Source organism: Candidatus Paracaedimonas acanthamoebae, from assembly GCA_017307065.1.
Classification (GTDB): Bacteria; Pseudomonadota; Alphaproteobacteria; order Caedimonadales; family Caedimonadaceae; genus Paracaedimonas; species Paracaedimonas acanthamoebae_A.
This window is the reverse complement of record JAFKGL010000027.1, coordinates 1-23,384: the sequence shown is the minus strand read 5'-3', so window position 1 is coordinate 23,384 and position 23,384 is coordinate 1. Positions and strand designations below refer to the sequence as shown.

The 23,384-nt window shown below is 38.4% G+C and carries 21 protein-coding genes and 1 tRNA gene; 16 read left to right on the top strand and 6 right to left on the bottom strand.

The window, feature by feature from the left end; genetic code table 11:
* Positions 1–223 precede the first annotated feature (223 nt).
* A complete protein-coding gene (locus tag J0H12_06600) occupies positions 224–1,993 on the top strand; it encodes a leucine-rich repeat domain-containing protein (protein MBN9413572.1) in 1,770 nt (589 codons plus the stop codon).
* 65 nt (positions 1,994–2,058) lie between these two features.
* Here the strand turns inward: J0H12_06600 and J0H12_06595 are convergent, their stop codons facing one another.
* Entirely contained in the window at positions 2,059–2,841 is a 783-nt protein-coding gene (locus tag J0H12_06595) for a 3-hydroxybutyrate dehydrogenase (GenBank protein MBN9413571.1), read from the bottom strand.
* 165 nt (positions 2,842–3,006) lie between these two features.
* Here J0H12_06595 and rseP point away from each other — a divergent pair, with 165 nt between their 5' ends.
* The 9 genes from rseP (at position 3,007) to J0H12_06550 (ending at position 12,378) form a co-directional block, all read left to right on the top strand.
* Positions 3,007–4,131, top strand: coding sequence for an RIP metalloprotease RseP (rseP, locus tag J0H12_06590; GenBank protein MBN9413570.1), 1,125 nt, complete (start codon positions 3,007–3,009; stop codon positions 4,129–4,131).
* A gap of 27 nt (positions 4,132–4,158) precedes the next feature.
* Positions 4,159–6,435, top strand: coding sequence for an outer membrane protein assembly factor BamA (gene bamA / locus J0H12_06585; protein MBN9413569.1), 2,277 nt, complete (start codon positions 4,159–4,161; stop codon positions 6,433–6,435).
* Positions 6,436–6,447: 12 nt separating this feature from the next.
* The gene (locus tag J0H12_06580; GenBank protein MBN9413568.1) at positions 6,448–7,002 is read left to right on the top strand and encodes an OmpH family outer membrane protein; all 555 of its coding nucleotides are present in this window, start codon (positions 6,448–6,450) and stop codon (positions 7,000–7,002) included.
* Between the two features lie 76 nt (positions 7,003–7,078).
* Positions 7,079–8,122, top strand: coding sequence for a UDP-3-O-(3-hydroxymyristoyl)glucosamine N-acyltransferase (lpxD, locus tag J0H12_06575; GenBank protein ID MBN9413567.1), 1,044 nt, complete (start codon positions 7,079–7,081; stop codon positions 8,120–8,122).
* On the top strand, positions 8,122–8,586 hold the full coding sequence (fabZ, locus tag J0H12_06570; GenBank protein MBN9413566.1) for a 3-hydroxyacyl-ACP dehydratase FabZ: 465 nt from the start codon (positions 8,122–8,124) through the stop codon (positions 8,584–8,586). Before lpxD ends, fabZ begins: the two co-directional genes overlap by 1 nt.
* A complete protein-coding gene (gene lpxA / locus J0H12_06565; GenBank protein MBN9413565.1) occupies positions 8,586–9,422 on the top strand; it encodes an acyl-ACP--UDP-N-acetylglucosamine O-acyltransferase in 837 nt (278 codons plus the stop codon). Before fabZ ends, lpxA begins: the two co-directional genes overlap by 1 nt.
* Positions 9,409–10,245 (top strand): UDP-2,3-diacylglucosamine diphosphatase LpxI, encoded by an 837-nt coding sequence (gene lpxI, locus J0H12_06560; protein ID MBN9413564.1) that lies wholly within the window; start codon positions 9,409–9,411, stop codon positions 10,243–10,245. The genes lpxA and lpxI overlap by 14 nt, the downstream gene beginning before the upstream one ends.
* Positions 10,242–11,399: a lipid-A-disaccharide synthase gene (gene lpxB, locus J0H12_06555; protein MBN9413563.1), complete on the top strand. Its 1,158-nt coding sequence runs from the start codon at positions 10,242–10,244 to the stop codon at positions 11,397–11,399. Before lpxI ends, lpxB begins: the two co-directional genes overlap by 4 nt.
* Positions 11,400–11,439: 40 nt before the next feature.
* Complete coding sequence (locus J0H12_06550) at positions 11,440–12,378, top strand: TerC family protein (protein ID MBN9413562.1); 939 nt, start codon at positions 11,440–11,442, stop codon at positions 12,376–12,378.
* Positions 12,379–12,415: 37 nt separating this feature from the next.
* Here the strand turns inward: J0H12_06550 and J0H12_06545 are convergent, their stop codons facing one another.
* Complete coding sequence (locus J0H12_06545; GenBank protein ID MBN9413561.1) at positions 12,416–13,717, bottom strand: MFS transporter; 1,302 nt, start codon at positions 13,715–13,717, stop codon at positions 12,416–12,418.
* 407 nt (positions 13,718–14,124) lie between these two features.
* Between J0H12_06545 and J0H12_06540 the strand changes: the two genes are divergently transcribed.
* On the top strand, positions 14,125–14,268 hold the full coding sequence (locus J0H12_06540; GenBank protein MBN9413560.1) for a hypothetical protein: 144 nt from the start codon (positions 14,125–14,127) through the stop codon (positions 14,266–14,268).
* 27 nt (positions 14,269–14,295) lie between these two features.
* Here J0H12_06540 and J0H12_06535 read toward each other — a convergent pair whose 3' ends face one another.
* The 4 genes from J0H12_06535 to J0H12_06520 form a co-directional block, all read right to left on the bottom strand.
* The gene (locus J0H12_06535; protein ID MBN9413559.1) at positions 14,296–15,234 is read right to left on the bottom strand and encodes an ABC transporter substrate-binding protein; all 939 of its coding nucleotides are present in this window, start codon (positions 15,232–15,234) and stop codon (positions 14,296–14,298) included.
* A gap of 215 nt (positions 15,235–15,449) precedes the next feature.
* Positions 15,450–18,095 carry a valine--tRNA ligase gene (locus tag J0H12_06530; GenBank protein ID MBN9413558.1) on the bottom strand — a complete coding sequence of 882 codons (2,646 nt, stop codon included), beginning with the start codon at positions 18,093–18,095 and terminating at the stop codon, positions 15,450–15,452.
* A gap of 20 nt (positions 18,096–18,115) precedes the next feature.
* On the bottom strand, positions 18,116–19,054 hold the full coding sequence (gene trxB / locus J0H12_06525; protein ID MBN9413557.1) for a thioredoxin-disulfide reductase: 939 nt from the start codon (positions 19,052–19,054) through the stop codon (positions 18,116–18,118).
* A 36-nt stretch (positions 19,055–19,090) separates the two neighbouring features.
* Entirely contained in the window at positions 19,091–19,714 is a 624-nt protein-coding gene (locus J0H12_06520) for a TlpA family protein disulfide reductase (GenBank protein MBN9413556.1), read from the bottom strand.
* Positions 19,715–19,790: 76 nt separating this feature from the next.
* Here J0H12_06520 and J0H12_06515 point away from each other — a divergent pair, with 76 nt between their 5' ends.
* From J0H12_06515 to J0H12_06495, 5 genes are all read left to right on the top strand, one after another.
* Complete coding sequence (locus J0H12_06515) at positions 19,791–19,937, top strand: hypothetical protein (protein ID MBN9413555.1); 147 nt, start codon at positions 19,791–19,793, stop codon at positions 19,935–19,937.
* Positions 19,938–19,957: 20 nt separating this feature from the next.
* Entirely contained in the window at positions 19,958–20,404 is a 447-nt protein-coding gene (locus J0H12_06510) for an MgtC/SapB family protein (protein ID MBN9413554.1), read from the top strand.
* Positions 20,405–20,410: 6 nt separating this feature from the next.
* A complete protein-coding gene (rodA, locus tag J0H12_06505; protein ID MBN9413553.1) occupies positions 20,411–21,532 on the top strand; it encodes a rod shape-determining protein RodA in 1,122 nt (373 codons plus the stop codon).
* Positions 21,533–21,588: 56 nt separating this feature from the next.
* Positions 21,589–21,664: transfer RNA gene (locus tag J0H12_06500), tRNA-Lys, on the top strand.
* 435 nt (positions 21,665–22,099) lie between these two features.
* On the top strand, positions 22,100–23,384 hold a 1,285-nt coding region (locus J0H12_06495), incomplete at its 3' end, for a hypothetical protein (protein ID MBN9413552.1).

The following is a 23,384-nucleotide window of genomic DNA, read 5'->3' as shown; positions in this document are numbered from 1 at the left end:
AAGAGTTCGTCAACTCTTCAACCCTATACAATTATAGTAACAAATTTCACCAAAAATATCAACAAATTTCTGTCACGAATTTCAAAAATCACCCCCCCTCACATGCCAAAAACGCATATCTTCTTTCTCTAAAAAGCACTCGTTCCTCTCACAAATATTATTGATAATGGAGAAACAATACTTATATCTATTTTGTTAGGAATTTTTTACAACGGATGATGAAATGAAACTACGCTCTTTACTTACCTCAGCCCTGATCAATGCTTGTGCACTTTCTCCAAGTTGGAGTTCTAGCCTCAGTGACGAAGGACGAATATCCTTAACTCGCCCGTCTTTTATGGCTCCTCCCTCTGAAACCACGCAAGAACCTCAAGCATCATCTTCAACAATCACACCCTCATCTTCTTTAAAAACAATCGCTAATGATACACTAATCCCTATTCTTGATTTTCTGCCTGCAGCTGATCTTTCTCGCTTATGGGGAACAGGCGATAAGAGAACCCAACAACGCTTGGCACAAGTGATTCAAATCTTTGCCTTAGAATATAATGCGCCTCCTCGAGCATCAAAATTTTATCCTAGGAAAAATATATTCAAACCGTTACCCGTTAATTTTTTTAATATTATGGCTTCCAGATTCCCTTTTTTGACCGAATTAAACATACCGTGTTATCAAATTTCCTCTGAAGTTTTTGCTGAGGCGATACCTCTATTAAGTGGTTTAAAAAAGCTACAATTAAGCGGATCGAACCGCTGGGAATCAACAATCTTGCCTGAGAACTTTTCTCAACTTACAAACCTTACTCACCTAAAAATGGCTGATAATCGTTTTCAAAACGATAGCTTACCCGACTGTATTTTTCCATTAACACAATTAGTAAGTTTGGATATAAGTTCTAACTCTCTCTCAATTTTACCTAAAGAATTTTCTCAATTTAGAAAACTTAAACATCTCGATGTGACTAATAACCCATTTAATGATGAAAGGCTTCCTTCTGTTCTCCTTTCATTACCAGACTTGCATAGCTTAGCTGCAGCTCACTGCCACTTAAGATATTTACCTGATACTCTCTCGAGATTACAGAACCTTACCGATTTAGATTTATCTCATAATTCTCTTTCCGAAAATGCTGCCTCCGAAGGAATTACCACTTCACCATACCTCATGAGATTAAACCTAAGGTCCTGCGATTTGATAACTTTACCAAAAAATTTATCTCACTCTATAAATCTTACTTCCTTAGATATCTCTGACACTCAATTTAGTGATGAGACTCTGCCTCCTGTTATTTCGTCATTAACAAGTTTACGTAGTTTAACTGCAACTCGCTGCAATTTATTGCATTTGCCTAACCTCTCTAGACTACAGTACCTTACTGATTTAAGATTAGACGATAATAACATAGGGCAAGACCTTACTTCTCTCGATCAAATCTCTCTCTTAACAAATTTAAGAACCTTAATTCTCCGAAATAATGGTTTAACAGGGTATCAAAATTTCTTTCAGCTTCCGGACCTTACTGATTTAGATTTATCTCATAATTCTCTCTCTGGAAATGCATCACCTCAAGGACCTATTACATCAACGCGCCTCATGAGATTAAACTTAGAACAGTGTAACTTATCAACATGTCTTGAAATTCTTTTTGAATTCCCGATGCTTACAGCTTTAAATTTAAGTTATAATAACTTTGAAAATGATAAGTTTCCTGAGAAAATTCTATTACTATCTCAACTAAAAGAACTCAACGTCGGTGGTCGCTTCCTAAAATCTCTTCCTGAAGAAATTGTAAATCTCTCTCATCTAACCCATTTAACCATCAATTCTTATAATTTTGATGTAACCTCTCTTCTACCTTTATTGAAATTAGGCCATCTAATGATGGTAGATGTAAAACATGACCAATATTTAAAATCAAATTTATCGACAGAACTTCAACCCTATCGAAACATTTTTAAAGACTTCGATTCGTCTGGAATTGATTCATTTTAAAAATGATTTTTATATTACCCCCTTTCTTAAGAAGGGGGGTTTTTGAAAAATCGATACGAAGGACCCTATTGAGCTGTCCAGCCACCATCGATACTTAGGGCTGACCCTGTGATGGAATTTCCGCCAGGGCCGCATAAAAAGACCGCCAGATCACCGATTTCTTCGGGTGAGACAAAACGTTGAGAAGGTTGCTTCTCGCTTAAAAGATTGAGGTTGGCTTGCTCATAAGAAATTCCTTCTTTTTGAACGCGTTCTTGAATTTGATGCTCCACTAGAGGCGTTAAGACCCATCCAGGACATATGGCATTACAGGTGATGTTCTCTTGGGCAGTTTCAAGGGCTACAGTTTTTGTAAGCCCCACTAAACCATGCTTAGCCGCCACATACGCTGACTTAAAAGCAGAAGCAACAAGCCCGTGGGCAGAAGCAATATTGATGAGACGACCCCATTTTTGGGCTTTCATCAAAGGAAGAGCCGCCTGAATACCATAAAATGATGCTGAAAGATTAAGGGAGAGGATCTTTTCCCATTTCTCAGTAGGAAAATCTTCCACAGCTGCCACATGTTGAATACCGGCATTATTGACTAAAATATCAAGGCGACCAAAAATTTTCTGAGTTTCGGAAATTAATTCTTGAGGACCTGAGGGTTTTGATAAATCCACCCCCATATATCCAACCTGGACGTTGTAGGTTTTCTCTAAAGTAGCGCAGAGCTTTGTAATCATCTCAGGTTCTCCAAACCCATTCAGCATGATTGAGGCCCCTGCTTCCGCAAACTTCGTCGCAATACTAAGGCCAATTCCACTTGTTGACCCCGTAATAACGGCAACCTTTCCTTTTAACATTTCGTAAGATTCCTTTTCATGGCATGTCATAATGCTTATTAAAAAGGAATTTCTTTAATTTTTTATTACTCTTTTAGCCCGTAAAGTTCATTTTTTTAAATATCTCTCTTGCCTTCTTGCGTGAGCCTTTCTAAACTCGCGATAATTTATGATAAGGTGTTTTGTATGCATATCCTTCAAACGATCGTCCAGGTGGTCATTCCATTTTTAGTTATTTTGTCGCTTCTTGTCTTTGTTCATGAGCTTGGACATTTTTGGGCGGCCCGTAAAAATGGCGTAAAAGTCGAAGTTTTCTCTATCGGATTTGGCCGTGAGATTTTTGGATGGAATGATGCAAAAGGTACCCGCTGGAAAATTAGTTGGCTTCCTTTAGGGGGATATGTCCGCATGTTTTCGGACCTTAATGCCGCAAGTCAACCTGATCAAAACCATATTGCCCAGATGACTGAAGAAGAAAAGCAACAATCTCTCTTTCATAAATCTGTTTGGCAAAGAATTAGTGTTTCTGCCGCAGGACCGCTCGCAAACTATCTCTTTTCTCTTATTTTGATGACAGGATTATATATTTTTGTGGGACAAAGAATCCCGACAGAAATAGCGAAAATTGGCCAAGTTATGCCCGAAAGTGCTGCCGCTCTAGCGGGCCTTAAAAGTGACGATGTAGTTCAGCAGATTAATGAGCATCCCATTGCCTCTTTTAATGACATGTATTTACTTGTTCGCGAGAATCCTGGGAAAGAATTAACCTTTATCGTGAGTCGAGAAAATCAACCTTTAACTCTTAAAGTCATCCCGCAAGAAGCCAAAGAAGAAAGCCTATCCGTGGGACGCCTTGGCGTCACTCATGGCACAATTGATGTAAAACATCCTTTCTATTCTGCCCCGTTTTATGCTTTAGGGGATTGTCTTAGTTTTACGTGGCAAGCCCTTATTTCAGTAGGTCATATCCTGACGGGTAAAAAATCAACCGAAGGGTTAAGCGGACCCATTGGGATTGCCACCATGACCGGTGAAATTATGCAAAAAGAATTTACCGATGTTTTATGGTTTTGTATCTTTTTGTCCCTTAATTTGGGCTTTTTAAATCTTCTTCCCATCCCGATGTTTGACGGGGGACACCTTCTTTTTTATTTTATTGAAGCGATTCGAGGAAAGCCCGTCAGTGAGAAAGCCCAAGAAATTGCCTATCGAATTGGGTTTACTTTTGTTATTTTCCTTGTTTTATTTTCAACTTGGAATGATCTTTCTCGCTTAAAGGCATTGGAATTTTTAAAGAATATATTTGGATAAACACTTAAGAGTTGTATGAGGGGTTTTGTGATTGTGAATAGTCGTATTCGTTTCTTTTTTGTCTTCGTTTTTTTAATGATGAGTGAAGGAAAAATTTCCTTTGCTTCAACTCTTATTCAAAACATTCAGATTCAGGGAAATCAACGTATTGAAAAAGAAACTATCTTGGCACAGATTGATCTAATCCCCGGCAAAATGCATAGCCAAGAAGAAATCGATCAAGCCCTTAAAAACTTATTCGCGTCGGGCCTTTTTGCGGATGCGCGCCTCGAGAGCAAAGGATCTTCTTTAATCATTCATGTTAAAGAAAATCCCATTGTAAATCAGGTTGTTATTGAAGGAAACGACAAACTTTCTGATGAGATCCTTAAAGGTGAATTACAACTTCGCCCCCGCCAAGTTTATACTCTTACACGCCTCCGAAATGATACACAACGAATCCAAGATTTATATCGTTTAAAAGGACATTTTGCGGCGGTGGTGACGCCACAAATCATCAAGCGTGAACAAAATCGAGTTGATGTCGTGTTTGACGTAAAAGAAGGCCTTGCTACCGTTGTGCGCAAGATCTTTTTTATTGGAAATAAGAAATTTAGTGAAAGCAAACTTGAAAGTGCTATTCAAACAAAAGAAACACGTTGGTATCGCTTTTTTACCGCAGATGATACTTTTGACTCTGATCGTCTTGCATATGATAAAGAATTACTTCGTAAATTTTACCTTGAACATGGGTATGCAGACTTTCAAATTAAGTCCGCCGTTGCAGAATTAACACCCGACCGTGAAGAATTTTTTATCACTTTTACCCTTGAAGAAGGAGAGCGCTACCAAATTGGGGATATAAAGATTAGCTCTGATTTTAAAGGGCTTGATACGACAACTTTAGCGAAAAAAATACCTTTTGCTTCCGGCGATTGGTACAGTAATAAAGATGTTGAAAAAACCCTTAATCTTCTTGTAGATGAGCTTGGTAGCCTTGGATACGCTTTCGTCGACATTCAACCACAACTTCAAAAAAACATTCATAAACACCTTCTGGATATTAATTTTATTATTCAAGAAGGCCCCAAGGTTTATATCAATTCCATTGATATTATTGGAAATGATCGCACAGATGATGACGTTATCCGTCGAGAACTTGAACTTGATGAAGGAGATGCCTTTAATTCAAACAAGATGAAGCATTCCGAAAAGCGCATTAAAGACTTAGGTTTTTTCAAGAAAGTAACGGTAACCAAACAACCTTCCGATAATCCTGATAAGGCCGATATTAAAATCGAAATTGAAGAAGATCGCACTGGTGAGCTTAGTTTTGGAGGAGGATTTTCAACAGCCGATGGACCTTTAGCAGATATTCGCTTTGCTGAACATAATTTTAGAGGAAAAGGCCAAGATCTTCGTGTAGGAGTCACGTATTCCAAACGTCGCCAAGAATATAGTTTTGGTCTTACGGAACCTTACTTTTTAGGTCGAGAGCTCATGGCTGGATTTGATGTTTACCGCATGACGCGTACTCGTTATCAAGATGCTTCTTACGATCAACAAATTCATGGGTTGTCCTTGCTTATGGGCTACATGTTATCTGAAAACTTAAGCCAACTTTGGACTTATACAATCCAATCAGATAAAGTTGACCACTTAAGAAAAAATGCCTCTAGATTCATACAGGCTCAACCTCGTAATTCAACCCTGTCATCTATAACTCATACGTTAACCTATGATCGAAGAGACAGCAAAATTGATCCCACAACAGGGTATTCCATAAGCCTCAGCAATGAGTTTGCAGGGCTTGGCGGAACTCTTAAATATTTAAAAAATCAAATAAGCGGCAGCCATTTTTATTCATTTTCAGATGAATGGGTTTTAGAAACGAGTGCTCGCTATGGCATTATGGTTGGATTAGGGAAGAAAACACGTATTGCAGACCGTTATATTTTAGGAGGCGATACCTTGCGAGGCTTCTCTCCTGGGGGTGTTTCGCCTCGTGATAAAATCTCAAAGGATAAAGATGCCCTCGGAGGTCATCAATTTTATTCGGGATCCGTGGAGCTCTCATTCCCTATCGGCCTTCCAAATGAATTTGGCGTAAAAGGCGCCACATTTACAGATGTCGGAAGTGTCTGGCACTCAAAAGAAAAAGGGCCAGAAGTTTTTGATAGTAGAAAACCCCGTGCTTCTGTGGGTTTCGGCGTACGCTGGAAATCTCCTATTGGGCCCTTACGTATTGATATTGCAAAAACAATTTCAAAAAATAAGCTAGATGAAAAACAAGTTGTTCTGTTTGGGTTTTCAACACGTTTATAGAAAGGAAAAAACATGAAATTATCAACTTCAAAATTATTTTTGGCAAGCTGCCTCGGTCTCGGAATTTTAGCGTCTCCTCTTAAAGCAGCTGAAGATTCCTTAAAAGTCGCGATTGTAGACGTCGATAAGCTTATGCAAGCTTCAAAATCAGCAAAGCAACTTATTACTGAATTAGAAAAACAACGGACCAAGTTTCAAGAAGAAGTTTCTAAACATGAAGAGAAATTACGTGAACTTGAAAAAAAGTTAATTGAAGAGCAAAAGAAACTCTCTTCTGATGAATTTAATAAAAAACGTGAAGAGTTTGAACGTCAAGTTGCACAAGTCCATGAAAAAGTGGGCAAACGTCGTGAACAGCTTGAGAAGGCTTTCAGTGATGCACGTGAAGATATTCAAAAAGTTATTCTTAAGCTTGTAGTGGAAGCTTCAGAAAAGAACAAATACACTCTTGTTCTTCCTCGCTCTGTTGTTATCTTCAGAGAAGATCGCCATGAAATTACCGATGTAATTCTTAAACAACTCGACGAAAAGCTCCCTAAAGTCGATTTTAAGGTCCCAACGGCTTAACAACGACCATCCCTTGAAGTACAGAAGGTTTACAAGCCTTCTGTACTTATAATTTGAATAGAACTTATATTGAAAGATGATTGATTCTCGTTTTTATCATTCTCACGGGCCCTTAAGCCTCAAAAGAATTTCTACCCTTTCTGATGCAGAGCTTATTCTTCCACGTGAAAAAAAGCTTCATGAAGAAAGTCTTATTACAGGCCTTGCCTCTTTAGAAGAAGCAACATCCTCAGATTTGACGATGCTTCATAATCTAAAATACAAAGAGATTTTTACAAAAAGCAAAGCAGGGGCATGTTTTATTTCCCCTGATATGATTCCTTTTGCCCCTTCTTCTATGGCTTTATTGGTGACACCCAAACCCCACCGTGCTTATGCCCTTGCAGCCTCAACATTTTATCCCGAACCAGAAGGTTATTTTGTCCAGATGCCCCACCCTATCCACCCTTCGGTCGAGATTGGCGAGAACGTCACGATAGAATACGGCGTTATTATAAAAGAGCATGCTAAAATAGGAAAAAATACACGTATCGGGGCAAATTCTGTGATTGGAGCTGGCGTAATCATTGGTGAAGGATGTACAATTGCAGCCAGTGTAACTATTTCTCATGCCCTTATTGGAAACCATGTTACCATCTTTCCTGGTGCCCGACTTGGACAAGCGGGATTCGGCTTTGTGATGGATGAACTAGGCCATATTCCTGTCCCTCAATTAGGCAGAGTCATTATTGAAGACTATGTAGAAATTGGAGCAAATACAACGATCGATCGTGGTTCCTTAAGAGATACAATTATTGGACAAGGCTCACGGCTCGATAACCTCGTGATGATTGGTCATAACGTCGTTATAGGCAAAGGTTGCGTCCTTGTGGCACAAGTTGGGATCGCAGGAAGTACGACACTCGGAAATTATGTGATTGCTGCGGGACAAGCTGGGATTTCAGGTCACTTAAAAATTGGCAATCGCGTAAAAATTGCGGCTCAAGGCGGCGTTACAAAAGATATCAAAGATGGCGACACAGTTGGAGGAACCCCTGCAGTCCCTCTTCAAGATTATTTAAGACAATCCATAATGCTTTCAAAAATAACGAAAGATTATCAAAAAAAGAAAGAAAAGTAATGACTGATACAGTTGAAAAAGCTTGTTCCTATAACCTTGATCATCAGCAAATTTTAAAACTGATTCCTCATCGTTATCCCATGCTTCTCGTTGATAGAGCTGAAAATGTTATCCCCTTTGAAAGTGGTATCGGAATAAAAAATGTCACGTTTAATGAACCTTTCTTTCAAGGCCATTTTCCAGGACATCCCGTGATGCCAGGTGTGCTTATTGTCGAAGCCTTAGCCCAAACAGCAGGGATTGTTGTCGCCCAAGGCCTAGATCCTTCAGCAGAAAGGCTTGTCTATTTTTTGGCAATTGATGAAGCCCGTTTTCGTCAACCTGTTATTCCCGGGCAACAACTTCAACTTTGTGTCCAAAAAATTCAGAATCGACGCAATATCTGGAAATTTAAAGGCGAAGCTTTAGTCGATGGAAAAATTCATGCTGAAGCTATTTGCACCGCAATGGTAGGGGAACGTTAATGACTGCAACTTTAACCTCAAACCTCGTCGAAACACAAATTCATCCAACAGCTGTGATCGAACCTACCGTTAAGTTAGGTAAAGGTGTGAAGATTGGCCCTTATTGTGTCCTTTCTGGCAATGTAACTCTTGAAGATGGGGTCCAACTCATTTCTCATGTAGTGATTGCTGGCCACACAACAATTGGTGAAAAAACAACTATCTATCCTTTTGCTTCCATTGGCCATCTTCCTCAAGATTTAAAACATAAAGGTGAATCTTCTTTCCTTAAAATTGGAAAGCATAATGTGATTCGGGAATATGTGACAATGCAAGGAGGAACAGAAGGAGGAGGATTAGTCACAACCGTCGGTGATCACTGCCTTTTTATGGCGAGTTCTCATGTTGCTCACGATTGTATACTTGGAAATAATATTATTATGGCAAATTGCGCAACACTTGCAGGCCACGTTCAGGTTGCCGATTTTGCTATTATCGGTGGCCTTTCTGCCATACATCAATTCGTCCGCATTGGAAAACAGGCAATCATTGGGGGCATGAGTGCCGTTGAAAACGATGTAATTCCTTATGGCTCTGTCAAAGGCGATCGCGCTAATCTTTATGGCATTAATCTTGTCGGCTTAAAACGTCGTAACTTTACACGGGAAGCTATTGAATCTTTAAGAAGCGCCTATAAAGATATTTTTGAAGAAAGCTCTTTACCTCTCAAGGATCGTGCTGAAAAAGCTTCTCAAAAATATATACATGAGCAAGCTGTGCAAGACATCATAAAGTTTATCCTTGCCGAAGAAGCTAAACGCCCTATTTGCATTCCTAAAACTGATGTCTCTAACTAATTTTCCAACATTAGGTATTATTGCGGGAGGCGGTCAGCTGCCCCAACAAATTATCGATGTGTGTGTTTATCAAAATCGCCCGTTCTATATTGTTGCCTTTGAAAATCAAACGGATCCTCATTTAGTGGAAAATCACCCCCATATGTGGTGTAAATTGGGGCAAACAAAGAAAGCTATTGATTACTTAAAACAAGGCAATGTTCAAGAAATCATCATGGTAGGCCCTATCAAGCGCCCTTCCTGGAGTGAGCTAAAACCTGACGCCTTTACAGCCGCTTGGCTTGCAAAACATCTTTATAAAATTTTTGGAGATGATTCTTTATTGCGGGCCATCATTGAGATGCTTGAAAGCCATGGATTTACTGTTATTAGCGCTGAAAACATTCTGGGGAATTCTCTTTTAGCTCCTCAAGGCGTTCTCGGAAAGCATCATCCGACATCTGAAGATCACCAAGATATTGCGTTAGGCTTTAAAGTTGCAACTATTTTGGGCAGCTGTGATATTGGACAAGCCGTTATTATTCAACAAAGCCTCATCCTCGGTGTCGAAGCTATTGAAGGAACTGAAGCTCTTCTTAAAAGATGTGCTTCTCTTAAACGGCCAGGTTCTGGGGGAGTCCTTGTTAAAATGACAAAACCGCAACAAGAAATTCGTGTTGATCGCCCCACTGTCGGCATTGATACGCTCAAGCAACTTCAAGAAGCCGGCTTTAGAGGACTTGCTATAGAAGCCTTTGGTGTTATTATGTTAAATAAGGAAGAGATGATTCAATTTGCGGATGAACATCAGCTCTTTATTGTGGGAGTCAATAAAAAAGGATGAAAGCCCCTCACATTTATCTTGTTGCGGGTGAAGCTTCAGGTGATATCCTTGGAAGCCGCTTAATAAAAGCCTTAAAAGAAAAATCCCCTCATTGCATTATTTCCGGAATTGGGGGAGCTCTTATGGCGCAACAAGGCCTTCACTCTCTTTTCCCTCTTCAAGAACTCTCGATCATGGGAATTCTCGAGGTTTTGCCTCATATTCCTCGTATTTTAAAGCGCTTAAATGACACAGAACAAGACATCCTTTTAAAAAAACCAGATATCGTGATTACAATTGATGCGAAGGGATTTAGTTTTCGCTTAGCTAAACGTCTAAAAAAGTATGGTTTTCCTCTCGTTCACTATACAGCCCCCTCTGTGTGGGCCTGGCGTCCTAAGCGCGCACAGCAAATCGCCCGCTTTCTAGATCATCTTTTAGTGCTTTTCCCTTTTGAGCCCCCCTATTTTGAAAAAGTTGGCCTTCCGACAACTTTTGTAGGGCACCCTCTCATCGAAGAAAAATTTGACACGTCTAAATCGACGATGATGAGAAAAAAATTCTCTTTAGAAAAAGATAAAAAGCTTATTTGTCTCTTACCAGGAAGTCGAACGCGAGAAGTCTATTCCCTTCTTCCTATTTTTATTGAAGCACTTCAGCAGTTCACGCAAAAAATAAAAAACTTTCACGTAGTTATTCCAACCCTTCCCCATTTTGAAACCTACATTAGGCAAGAAATGGAAAAAACTAACTTAAAATTCTCTCTTATTACAGATGAACACGAAAAATATCAGGCGATGATTGCAAGTGATGCCGCGATCGCCGCCTCAGGTACCGTTACTCTAGAGCTTGGCCTAACACAAACCCCCTTTCTTGTTGCATATAAAGTCAATCCGTTAACGGCACTTATCCTAAAGCGTCTCATGCGTATTCCGTATGTTTGTATGGTTAATATCCTTCTCAATAAACCTCTTATTGGGGAATTTATTCAAAAAAATTGCCGACCCAATTTAATTTCTGACCATCTTTATAAAATTTTGCAAAAAGACAACAATCATACGCTACGACAAGAGCTTGCAACCATAAGAGGGCTTTTAACTAATAAAAATAAACAACCCAGTAAATTTGCTGCTGAAACTATCTTCAAAATCTTAAAGAAATATCAAGGTTCTTAAGGTTCAATAGTTAGCATATCAGCTTATAATGAGTGAGTTTATGGCAGTTTCTCTTCTTCCTTGGTTTGGTTTTTTGGGATTTATTACAATTCTATTGATCATTGATCTTGGTGTTCTTAATCGCAAAGATCATATTATTTCCCCTCGTGAAGCCATCATCTGGAGTTGTGTCTGGATTGGATTGGCTCTTTTATTTAATTTAGGAATTTTTGTCTTAAAAGGATCTCAAGCGGGTTTAGAATTTTTTACAGGATACCTCATTGAAAAATCCCTTAGCTTAGATAACATCTTTGTTTTTGTATTAATTTTCAAATACTTTTCTTTATCTCCCCATCTTTATCATCGCGTCTTATTTTGGGGCGTCTTAGGGGCGATTCTCATGCGGCTTGTTCTCATTTTTGCAGGACTTGAGCTTCTTGAGAGGTTTTCTTGGGTTTTTTATCTTTTTGGTGCCATCCTTGTTTATTCTGGGATTCAAATGGCCAAACAACAAGAACAACTTAATTTTTCAAGCCACAATAAATTCATAAATTTTATTAAGCGCTTTATTCCCATAACTAAAGATTATGTAGAAAACCATTTTTTCATAAAAGAGCAAGGTCGATTGACAGCAACACCTCTCTTTCTTGTTCTTCTTACTATTGAAATAAGTGATCTTGTTTTTGCCGTGGATTCTATTCCTGCAATCCTTGCTGTCACTTTAGATCCTTTTATTGTATACACGTCAAATATCTTTGCAATTCTTGGGTTACGTTCTTTATTTTTCCTGATCGCCAACCTATTACCCCGTTTTTATTACTTAAAACATGCGTTATCGGTTGTGCTTATTTTTGTTGGCTGTAAAATGTTTCTTCATCAGGCTTATAAGGTTCCAATTTGGGGATCTTTGGGAATTATTTTGCTTATTTTCTTGATCGCAATTATCGCTTCTATACGACGTAAAACTCTCGAGGGAGAGAAATTATTTTCTCTCTTCTGAGATTTTAAACCCACAAAGTCAAATTACTGTCGTCTTTTTATCCTTCTTGAAGAAGAAGTTCTTCCTTTATAGAAGCAGGGTATGTTTCGCGAATAAAAGGAACACATAAAGCCGCTAAGATTAAACTTAAAGGAACAATCGCAAGAGCGATGTGATAATCCGCAAGGCTATAATGAGCACTGCCTGCAATGTGTTCTCCATTCCAAACCAGGTCTAGAATTGCACCGATGACAGGTTGCATTAAGATTCCACTAAACATACATAACATATTGTGGACACCTGAAGCTGTCGCCGCTCGATTGCGGTCGTTAATATCTGCAACACTTGCGAAAGCAAGAAACTGACCTGAAGCAGCAGCACCAGCAATGAAGAATAAACTATAAACAGCACTAAAAGGTAAGTGAGGAATATAGATTACGAGAGTTAAGAATAAAAATGAGATAAAAGCACTCATCATCATTGAGCGTCGATAACTTTTAAGAAAAGTTAAAATCCATGACCACAAAGGCCCTCCGACTCCGACTCCCACATAGAAAGTTGAAAGAGCTCCAGCTGCTACCTCACGTTCAACATTAAAGGCTTGCATTAAATAAGGAACTCCCCAAAGATCTGCAAATCCTGAAAGAGGAATATACATTAGAAAACCATAAGCTCCCAAAAGCCATGTTTGAGGATTTTGCAAAATCTCAACTATCGAATTTGTGATCTGTTTTAAGGAAAAAATTGGCTTGGTTGGGATCTTTTTCTCTAAATTATTAATCGTAGGAACACCATCCACAATAACAATCCATATTACAACAGCTAAAATGAGACTTACTGCGGCTAAAATATAGATGGCTGTTTGCCAATCAGTTGCCTGAACAAGTAAAGCTAAAGGTAAGCCACCACTTGTCCCGCCAGCTGTTCCAATCGCAAGCGTAAATCCCACAAAAATAGCAAGTTTATCAGCTGAAAACCATGTTGACGCGATCCTGATACAGGTTAAGAAACCAAAAGCAGATCCCACCCCTATCAAGAAACGCCCGAGAGATAGCAAACTGATATGCTGGCCTCCTGCGAATAAGAGAGCCCCTAAAAAACATAGAATACAAGCCAAGATTAAAGGCTTTTTCGGGCCTATGATATCAAGTAAAAGACCTGCAGGAATCTGCATGAACGTATAGCCCCAATAAAAGAAAGAGGCTATCGTCCCTAAAGTACAAGCATCTATGACCAAAGTTGACATAAGATCTTGGGCCATAACACTTGGAGAGACACGTAAGATAAATTGAAATCCATAAAAAACAGCTGCGCAGAACCACATGAAAAAACCACGTAGAGAAGAATTAGGTTGTTGCATTGTTTTGAAGTCCATTCTTATTAATTTTTTTTGACGCCATTTTAAAAAATGTTTTCTACAATCAAGGAATTCTTTTTACTTTTCAAGAGATAACTCATGTATCAGGCCTTCAAAATTAAAGAATTTCTTTTTGTTTAAGTAAAAACAATCCAAAAATCAATAAAAATTGCCAAATTTGCACAAAAATAATCCTCTAAAGGAGAAAAACTTCCTAAAATTCACCTTGAAGTTATTTTCATTTAAACTAACATGAATATTAATAATTATTCTTGATTTACATTAATATCAGAAAAAATGTTTAAATTTCAAATAATTAAGTATTTATGTAATTCAAGTCAAACAGAAGGTATTTATTTTGGCTTATAACAAATTTAAGTGAAAAATACAAGCAAGAGGGGGAGAAAATTATGAGAAAACTTATGTACGCTCAAGCGGTTTCATTCAAATTACCTCGATTTGACAATGATAATAAGCAACCTAAAAAAACGTACATCCCGTTCGAACGCGAATTCGAACAGAATTTTTTAAAATTATCTGGGATTGTCTTTTAATAATCCCAGGGTTTAAATAGTTAACTTCTATTTTCTTTCACTAGATAGCGGTAGAGTAAGACCAAATTTTTTTATCATTTTCTCATTAAAATAAGTCTTATTTGCCGCAATTACTTGAACATCTATGTTCTTTATATCTTGCCCCTTCAGAATATTCGCCACGATAAGACCTGTCTCTCGTCCGACCTGATATTGATCATTTGCAACAGCAGCGACAGCACCATTCTTAACAGATTCGGGATCGCTCGCAAAAACAGGAACTTTTCCTTTTGTCGCAATTTTGATAATCGTCTCTAAAGCTGAAATGGCTGTGTTATCATTCGGAAGTAAAATTGCCTCAACCTTATCTGTAAGATACAAAGTTGCTTGAGCCACATCTGCTGTTTTAAAAACAACCGCTTCCTCTACTTTTATACCAAAATCAGCCGCAACTTCTTTGATTGCATTAATTTGTTTTTGAGAATTCTTTTCTGCGGGATTATAGATAAGGCCAATTGTGTGCAATTTTGGAAGCATTTTTTTAATAAGCAATACCTGGTCCTTCGGCGAAGGTAAATCAATCGTCCCCGTTATAAACCCTTGGTGATTGTGTAGACGAGAAACAAGCCCGGCATCCACGGGATCCGTTACAGCCCCAAAAACAACAGGCAGGAACGTATTTTTTACAGCTTTCAGCATTGTCTGAGCAGAAGGTGTTGCGATCGCAACAATTATCTTTGGTTTCAAAGTTGCAAATCTTTGTGCTATTTGAGCAGCTATTGTTATATTTCCTTGAGCATTTTGATAAATGATATCACTTAAATCACTTTCGATGAGTCCTTGGTCTACCAACTCATCCAAAACGCCTTGACGAATTTGATCTAAAGACGGATGCGCAACAATTTGTGTAATGGCAATTTGCGGTGATTTAGCAATTGCTTGATTAAAAAATAACCCTAAAATTAAATACTTGGTAATTTGTAACATCGATATTCTCCAACTGTAAAAATTAAACTTAACGAAAGCAAAAAGGACTTTACCTCCCACCATCGCCAAGTTTTAGTTGTGAGAACTTGTGTACAAGGCCGTTCCTTAAGCTTCAGCTTTTGAATTAAAAAGGACTTGAACACTTCGAGACTCCTAAATTTCTAAATAGATTATATGAATTCTTCAAAAAAGTCTATGATTGTAGAATCTTAAGCTTAAAATGCCTTTAATTGCTGTAAGGCCTTATTAATTTTATGTTGAGACGCTTCTAAATCTGTGTAACGCGCTTGGTTTTTCTCAATAATTTCTTCAGGGGCCTTTTGCACAAATTCAGGATTATTTAGTTTAGCGTGAAGAGCTGCCAGCTCTTTTTCTGCTTCTTTTAAACTCGTTGCTAAACGCCTTTTTTCTGCATCAATATCAATAATGTCACCCAGAGGAAGGTACAAGATGTCATCTCCAACCACGAGTTGAAGCGTTCCTGCTGACATTGCAAGAGGCTCAACATGAATTGCTTCAAGACGCGCTAATCGTTCGATAAGACGTTGGTGCGTTTTAAGACGCTCTGCCGTTAAAGTTGACACGTCAGGCGCCCAAAGGTGAAGTTTTTCAGAGGCTGAAATATTTAATGTCGCTCTCATTCCACGAAGAGCTTCTATCACCTCAATAACCCAAGAAATCTCTTTTTGTGCATCTATTTCTTCTTCCTCAAATTGAGGCCAAGATTGTGTGATAAGAAGACCTTGTTTCTCTGCCGACAGTTGTTGCCATAACTCCTCACTAATAAAAGGCATAAAGGGATGCAAAAGGTGACAAAATTGCACTAAAACCCACGCGGATACTTTTTGGGTTTCATTCTTGAGAGACAAATCCTCTGAAGCTAATAAAGGTTTGGCAAATTCTAAATACCAGTCACAAAATTTTCCCCAAATTGTTTTATAAAGAAGACTTGCAGCCTCATGAAAACGATAAGTGTCTAAAGCTTCCTTCAAATTTTTTGTGAGCAGATGAACTTCTTTAACAATCCATTGATTGATTGTGCTTTTGACCGTTTGGACATTAAAGGATGGATCATAGCGACAATCATTCATTTCACAAAAGCGGGCTGCATTCCATAACTTTGTCGCAAAATTACGATAGCCTTCGACCGTTGCGGTTGAGAATTTTATATCTCGTCCTGGTGCCGCAAGTGCTGCCATTGTAAATCGTAAAGCATCAGCACCATAGTGTTCCATCAAATCTAAAGGATCAACAATATTTCCTTTAGATTTAGACATCTTTTTCCCTTCTGCATCTCGCACAAGAGCATGGAGATAAACTGTATGGAAAGGAACATCACCCATAAATTTGAGACCCATCATCATCATTCTTGCAACCCAGAAAAAGATGATATCAAGACCCGTCACTAAAGTTGTTGTTGGATAATACTGATGAAGTTCAGGGGTCTTTTCAGGCCACCCTAATGTTGAAAAAGGCCAAAGAGCAGAAGAAAACCAGGTATCTAAAACATCTTCATCTTGGGATAATTGAGTATTATCTCCATAATGAGCCTGGGCTTGTTGATTTGCTTCTTCTTCGTCCATCGCCACAAAAACTTGGCCATCTGGTCCATACCAAGCCGGGATCCGATGACCCCACCATAATTGACGAGAAATACACCACGGTTGAATATTCTCAAGCCAATTATAGTAAGTAGCAGCCCATTGCTCCGGCACAATTTTTGTACGACCAGTGCGAACAGCCTCTAAAGCAGGTTTTGCTAAAACAGCTGCATCGGCAAACCATTGATCCGTTAATCGAGGCTCAAGGATGACCCCAGATCTTTCGCCATAAGGAATGCTCTGTTGTACATCTTCGACTTTTTCTAACAGTCCTTGTTCTTCCAACGCTTCAAGTACTTTTTTGCGCGCTACAAATCGTTCAAGCCTTTGAAATTCTTGAGGAACATTTTCATTTAAATGAGCATCGATGTCTAAAATATTAATGATGTCAAGCTGATGCCGTTGACCGACTGCAAAATCATTAAAATCATGAGCCGGTGTTATTTTTACCGCCCCTGTCCCTTTTTCTGGTTCACAATAAGTATCTGAGATAATAGGAATTTCTCGTCCGACTAAAGGCAATATTACCTTTTTTCCTCTTAAAGAATGATAACGTTCATCTTCAGGATGAACAGCCACGGCACTATCTCCAAAAAGTGTCTCAGGACGTGTCGTTGCAACCACAATAAACTTATTTTCTTCGTCTTTCAGAGGATAACGAATATGCCAAATCTGCCCTTTAACTTCCGTATTTTTGACTTCTAAATCTGAAACAGCCGTTAAAAGTTTAGGATCCCAATTGACTAAACGCTTCGCTCGATAAATTAATTTCTCATTATATAAATCAACGAAAACTTTTCGAACTGCATGATTCAAACCTTCATCAAAGGTGAATCGGCTTCTTTCCCAGTCAGGAGAAATCCCAAGCTTACGCTGTTGATTCAGGATCATTCCCCCTGATTTTTCTTTCCATTGCCAGGCTCGCTCAAGAAATTTTTCTCGCCCTAACTGTTGTCGTTCAAGTCCTTCTTGTTCAAGAAGGCGTTCAACCACAGTTTGCGTTGCAATTCCCGCGTGGTCCATCCCAGGTTGATACAAGACATCAAACCCCCGCATGCGATGATAACGTACAAGGATATCTTGTAACGTATAGGTTAATGCATGCCCCATATGTAAGCTGCCAGTCACATTAGGGGGTGGCATCATTAGGGCATAAGGGGGTAAATTCTTTTTTTGGCCACTTTGAAATGCTTTCGCAGACTCCCAAGCTTTATAATGTTTCTCTTCTATATCTTGGGGAGAGTAGGTTTTCGATAACATTCTTAAATCTCGTTTATTATTTATACTTCTGATAGAAAACGTTGGGCATCAAGAGCTGCCATACATCCTTGTCCAGCTGCTGTTACAGCTTGACGATAAATACTATCTTGAACATCTCCTGCCGCAAAAATTCCAGGAACACTCGTCCAAGTTGAATTTGGCCGACACTTGATGTAGCCATGCTCATCTAGATCAAGCTTATTTCGGAAAATCTCAGTTGCTGGTTTATGACCAATCGCAATGAAAACGCCTTGAGCTTCGAGATCTTGTATCGCTCCACTATGAATATCTTTTAGACGAATTCCTGTGACTGTTTTTGGGGTTGCTTCCCCTAAAATTTCGACAACTGTATGATTCCAAATAACGCGAACCTTCTCATTATTTAAAAGTCGATCTTGCAGAATTTTTTCAGCTCTCAAACTATCACGCCGATGCACAAGAGTAATCTTGCTTGCATGTTGCGTTAAAAATAAAGCATCTTCAACGGCCGTGTTTCCTCCCCCAACAACAACAACTTCCTGATTTTTAAAGAAAAATGCATCACATGTCGCACACCCAGAAACGCCATATCCGCGAAAGCTTTCTTCACTGGATAACCCGAGCCACTTTGCTTGAGCCCCAGTAGAAATAACAATCGTTTCCGCAATATAGCGATCTCCATTTTCTCCCAAACACACAAATGGGCGTTGAGAGGTATCAATATCATTGATTGTATCAAATAAAATCTTTGTCCCCACATGCTCAGCTTGAGCTCGCATTTGTTCCATCAACCAAGGCCCTTGAATCACATCAGCAAATCCAGGATAATTTTCAACATCGGTGGTAATTGTTAACTGCCCCCCAGGCTGCATTCCTGTCACGAGCACGGGGCTCAAATTGCCACGTGCCGCATAGATCGCAGCTGTATAGCCCGCGGGACCGGATCCAATAATAAGCATTTTTGTATGATAATCGGCCATTACTTTTCTCTTTAAAAACGAAACCTATAATTTAACTTAATTGGAACTCTTAATATCTTGATTTTCTTCTGTCTTTTCACCAAAAAGACTGCCAAAAAAATCTGCTAACTGTTGAAATAAAGAGACCGAAACTTTTGGTTTTTTCCCTTCAATTAAAGATTCAATTAATTCAACAGCATCTGCGCTATCCCAACTTGTAGCTCCAATCATACGCCCAATCATTTTCCCATCTCGATCAAAAATAATCGTCGTAGGAAGGGCTCTCCAATGTAAGGCTTCTTTTATTTTTCCATAAGGATCAAGATAGATATTTAAATATTGAAATTTGCTTTTATCATAAAATGACTTAATAGCTTCAGATCTCAACGGATCAATATTCACAGCAACAACAGCAAAATCCTTATCCGGAAACATTCCAGCTAAACGATCTAAAGACGGCATTTCAGAAATGCAAGGACCACACCCTAAAGACCAGATATTTAATAAAACGATCTTCCCCTTGAATTGGCTTAAATCCATGGGATATCCTTCATGATTGCTAAAACTAAAAGAAGGTAATTCTTGGGGGGATACGACCTCATATCGATTTAAATTTGCAGAGGCTGCTTGACTAATAATAAAATATGAGAATAAAAAATAGAGAATTTTTAAAGTTTTCATGATTTTCCTCCAAAGGAAGCCGTGCTAAGCTCAGCTAAGTTTATTTTCTGATTACTGCCTTAAGGAGCATAACACAATGAAAAAGATATCTTTAGGTCTTTTTTTACCTCTTCTCTTTTTAAATGTTTCGCTCCTACTTTCTGGTTGCGGGAAAAAAGGTCCTCCTGTAGCCCCCACAGGAAGTACGTATACCTATCCACAACCTTATCCTGCAGAAGAATAACATTTATAAAGGAGAAATAAATGGAGATAGATTGGCAATTAGAACTTCATTTATGTATTAAAATTATTATCGCTTTCTTTTTAGGCGCTCTCATAGGATTTGAACGAGAATATAAAGGGCATGAAGCTGGTATTAGAACTTTTGGATTCATTGCGTTAGGCTCTTGTATCTTTAGCTTAGCTTCTTTTTATGTTGGCTCAGGAGATCCCGGACGCATTGCAGCGCAAATCGTCTCTGGTGTCAGCTTTATGGGAATTGGCCTTATTTTTCGAGATCAAGGATTTATTCGAGGATTAACAACTGCAGCAACGCTGTGGTGTACCGCAGCGATCGGAATGACGATTGCATTCGATATGTTCATTATTGGAATTTTAAGTACAATTGTAATTGTGGTCTTTTTATCCATCCCTCATTTAAAACACTGGAAGGGTCTTAAAGTCAGAAAAAAACCCGCAGATCTCTCTTAAATTTAAATGCTATACCAGAAACTACTTCACAAGCTCACACAAATAAATTGGAACATTCTGATTGTTCCAATTCTTATTGCAACCATTGGTTTTTTCGTCCTTTATTCGGCTGCTCAAGGAAGTCTTAGTCCTTGGACTGATCGACAGATGCTTCGGTTTGCGGCAGGGCTCATCATCTTGATCTTTTTTGCTTTAATTGATTTACGTTTCTGGCTGTCTCAATCGTATGTGCTCTATCTTATTTCTTTTGGGATGTTGATCACGGTGGAAATTATAGGTTACATCGGCAAAGGCGGCCAACGATGGATAGATCTCTATATTTTCCACTTTCAACCGTCTGAACTCATGAAAGTCGCGCTCCTTATGGCGCTTGCTCGTTACTTTCATAATAGCCCTTTAGAACATACAGGCCAAACAAAAATGTTAATTTTGCCTTTTCTCTTCATCTCATTACCAGCCCTCCTTGTGATGAAGCAACCTGATTTAGGCACCGCGACACTTCTTATCCTAGCAGGCTTTAGTATTATTTTTGCAGCAGGTATTCGCGTATGGAAACTCATACTTGTTGGAAGTATGGTTTTGATAGCCACCCCTTTCTTGTGGCAACACCTTCATCAATATCAACAAGAACGTATTCTCACCTTCTTAAACCCAGAACGTGATCCCTTAGGGACAGGATATCATATCTTACAATCTAATATTGCATTGGGTTCTGGCGGCTTTTGGGGAAAAGGATTCCAAGCAGGCAGCCAAGCACACCTTGATTTCCTCCCCGAAAAACAAACTGATTTTATTTTTGCCATGTTTTGTGAGGAATTTGGTGTGTTTGGAGGGACCATTTTGATTTCTCTCTATATTATTCTGATTGCTTATGCTTTTTATGTCAGCCTTAAAAGTCGAAGTGCCTATGGACGATACCTTGGGATTGGTTTAGCAACTCTCTTATTTCTTTATGTATTTATTAATATTGCCATGGTGATGGGGCTTGTTCCCGTTGTTGGTGTACCACTTCCTTTGGTCTCTTACGGGGGAACTTCCATGTTAACATTCATGATGGCTTTGGGCCTTTTAATGTCGATTTCTATTCATCGCGACATCAGAGTCGGACGTATTGAAGGTCTTATTTAAAAAAAATTATCGACAGCTTCGCAATGCTTTGCTAAGACGATAACATTCTTAGGTGCGGGCGCTTAGCTCAGTTGGTAGAGCAGCTGACTCTTAATCAGCGGGTCGTAGGTTCGATCCCTACAGCGCCCACCAGAAAAATCAAGGGTTCTAACTAATTTTCCATTCTAAGGCTTTCTTGATTGTCAGCAAATTGTCAGCAAATAACATATTTTTATTAGGTTGTCATAATTGACTGAAAATTATTTAATATATCAATCATGACTTTATTAAAATCCTACTTCTTACGACAACGACCTAGCATCCTAATAAACTGGATATATATACTTACTGGCTTGAATAATGGCCACAAAACCTATTAAATATACCTAAAAATATCCTTTAAAGTAGTAAAGAAGGTAGAGATCAATCATACCCTAGGGTTTCTTTCACTATCTACCTTTTATAGAGCCTACTCTTCGGTGTAATTGTTCATCACCGAATAAGACGGCCCTTAAAAGAAGCTAAGGTAAAAATGACCTTAGTTCAGTGTATAGAATAATGAGCTCACAAATTTGGGAATTGGATACAATGGACACTTCAGAATCTCACAAATATAGACAAGTCTATATAAAATCCTTCCTTCCTTTAACAGCTTTCTTCTCTATTATATGCTTAATAGGTGTGTTTTGGGACTATGTTTCTTTTGTAGAATCAAGAAAACATCTTAACGAACGAGCCATCAAGGGGCTTCAAGAATTACTTCAAACTCGCATTAATAATATTAAAGAGGAAGCTAACATTATAGAGACACGAATTAACCATTCACATTCTATAAATAAAATTGCGCAAGTTCTTAGTGCACCACTATTCAATATTTCCAAATACTCAAGAATATTTCCATTTATTGCTTCACACTACATTCATGAAAGAGATAAACGCTTTTTTATCAGCCCATATGGGATATCAGATTTAACAGATTTTCCCAGAGAACTATTACAGAAGCTTTCAAAGGTCTCTCCTCGAGGAGAATTTTATCTGTGGGATGGAATGCTGTATTACATGCGCCGTATTAAGCATGCATCTTCTAAACAATTAGATGGTATTCTTATATTATCCTGTGATGCAAAAGAAATGGTAGATTCAGAGTATAAGCTTGATCACATCAATATCGTATTAAGCTCAAATATTTATCCGTTTTTACAACCCGACAAGCTAGACAAAACATATGGCTCTTTGCCTAATTCAATTACTATATTTGGAAACATTTATGATCATTATGTTGTTATTCTTGAGACTCCATTAGCCCTGTTTGCTAAGCTTCACGAAGTAAACGCCTATAAAATATATATTAAACAAAGAACAACATTATGGGCAGCATTCCTTATGCTGTTTTTACTAATAATTTCTTCACATTTAATGTTCAAATTTGTATTTCTTACGAAAATCTCAAAGCTGAAGCATAAAACAAGCACCGAAATACAATATGCAGAATCCATTAAAGAGCGAGAAAAAATCCTCAAAGAAGTTTTTCTCAGACAACAAGAAGATATTAAAATTCTCACCGCTTCTCATTATGTCATATCTAGGTATATTGAAGGCAGTTTAAACACTGACATCCTAACTCCTCAAGGCCTTGAAGAGCTTAACCTTACTGTTGAAAAACCATCAGATGCCTTGGAAGAAGGTATTTTATATCCGACTAAATTTGAAGATACTGATGTTTTAGAAATTTTACACAAGAGCATCCTCTTTTTATTCCCTGACATTTACAACAAAGAGGTTAAGATTAGCTTTCAACACAGTATGCCTGGGATCATTAACCACGATCCGCTCATTATTGAGCTTTTATTTATCAATGTTTTAAAAAATATTA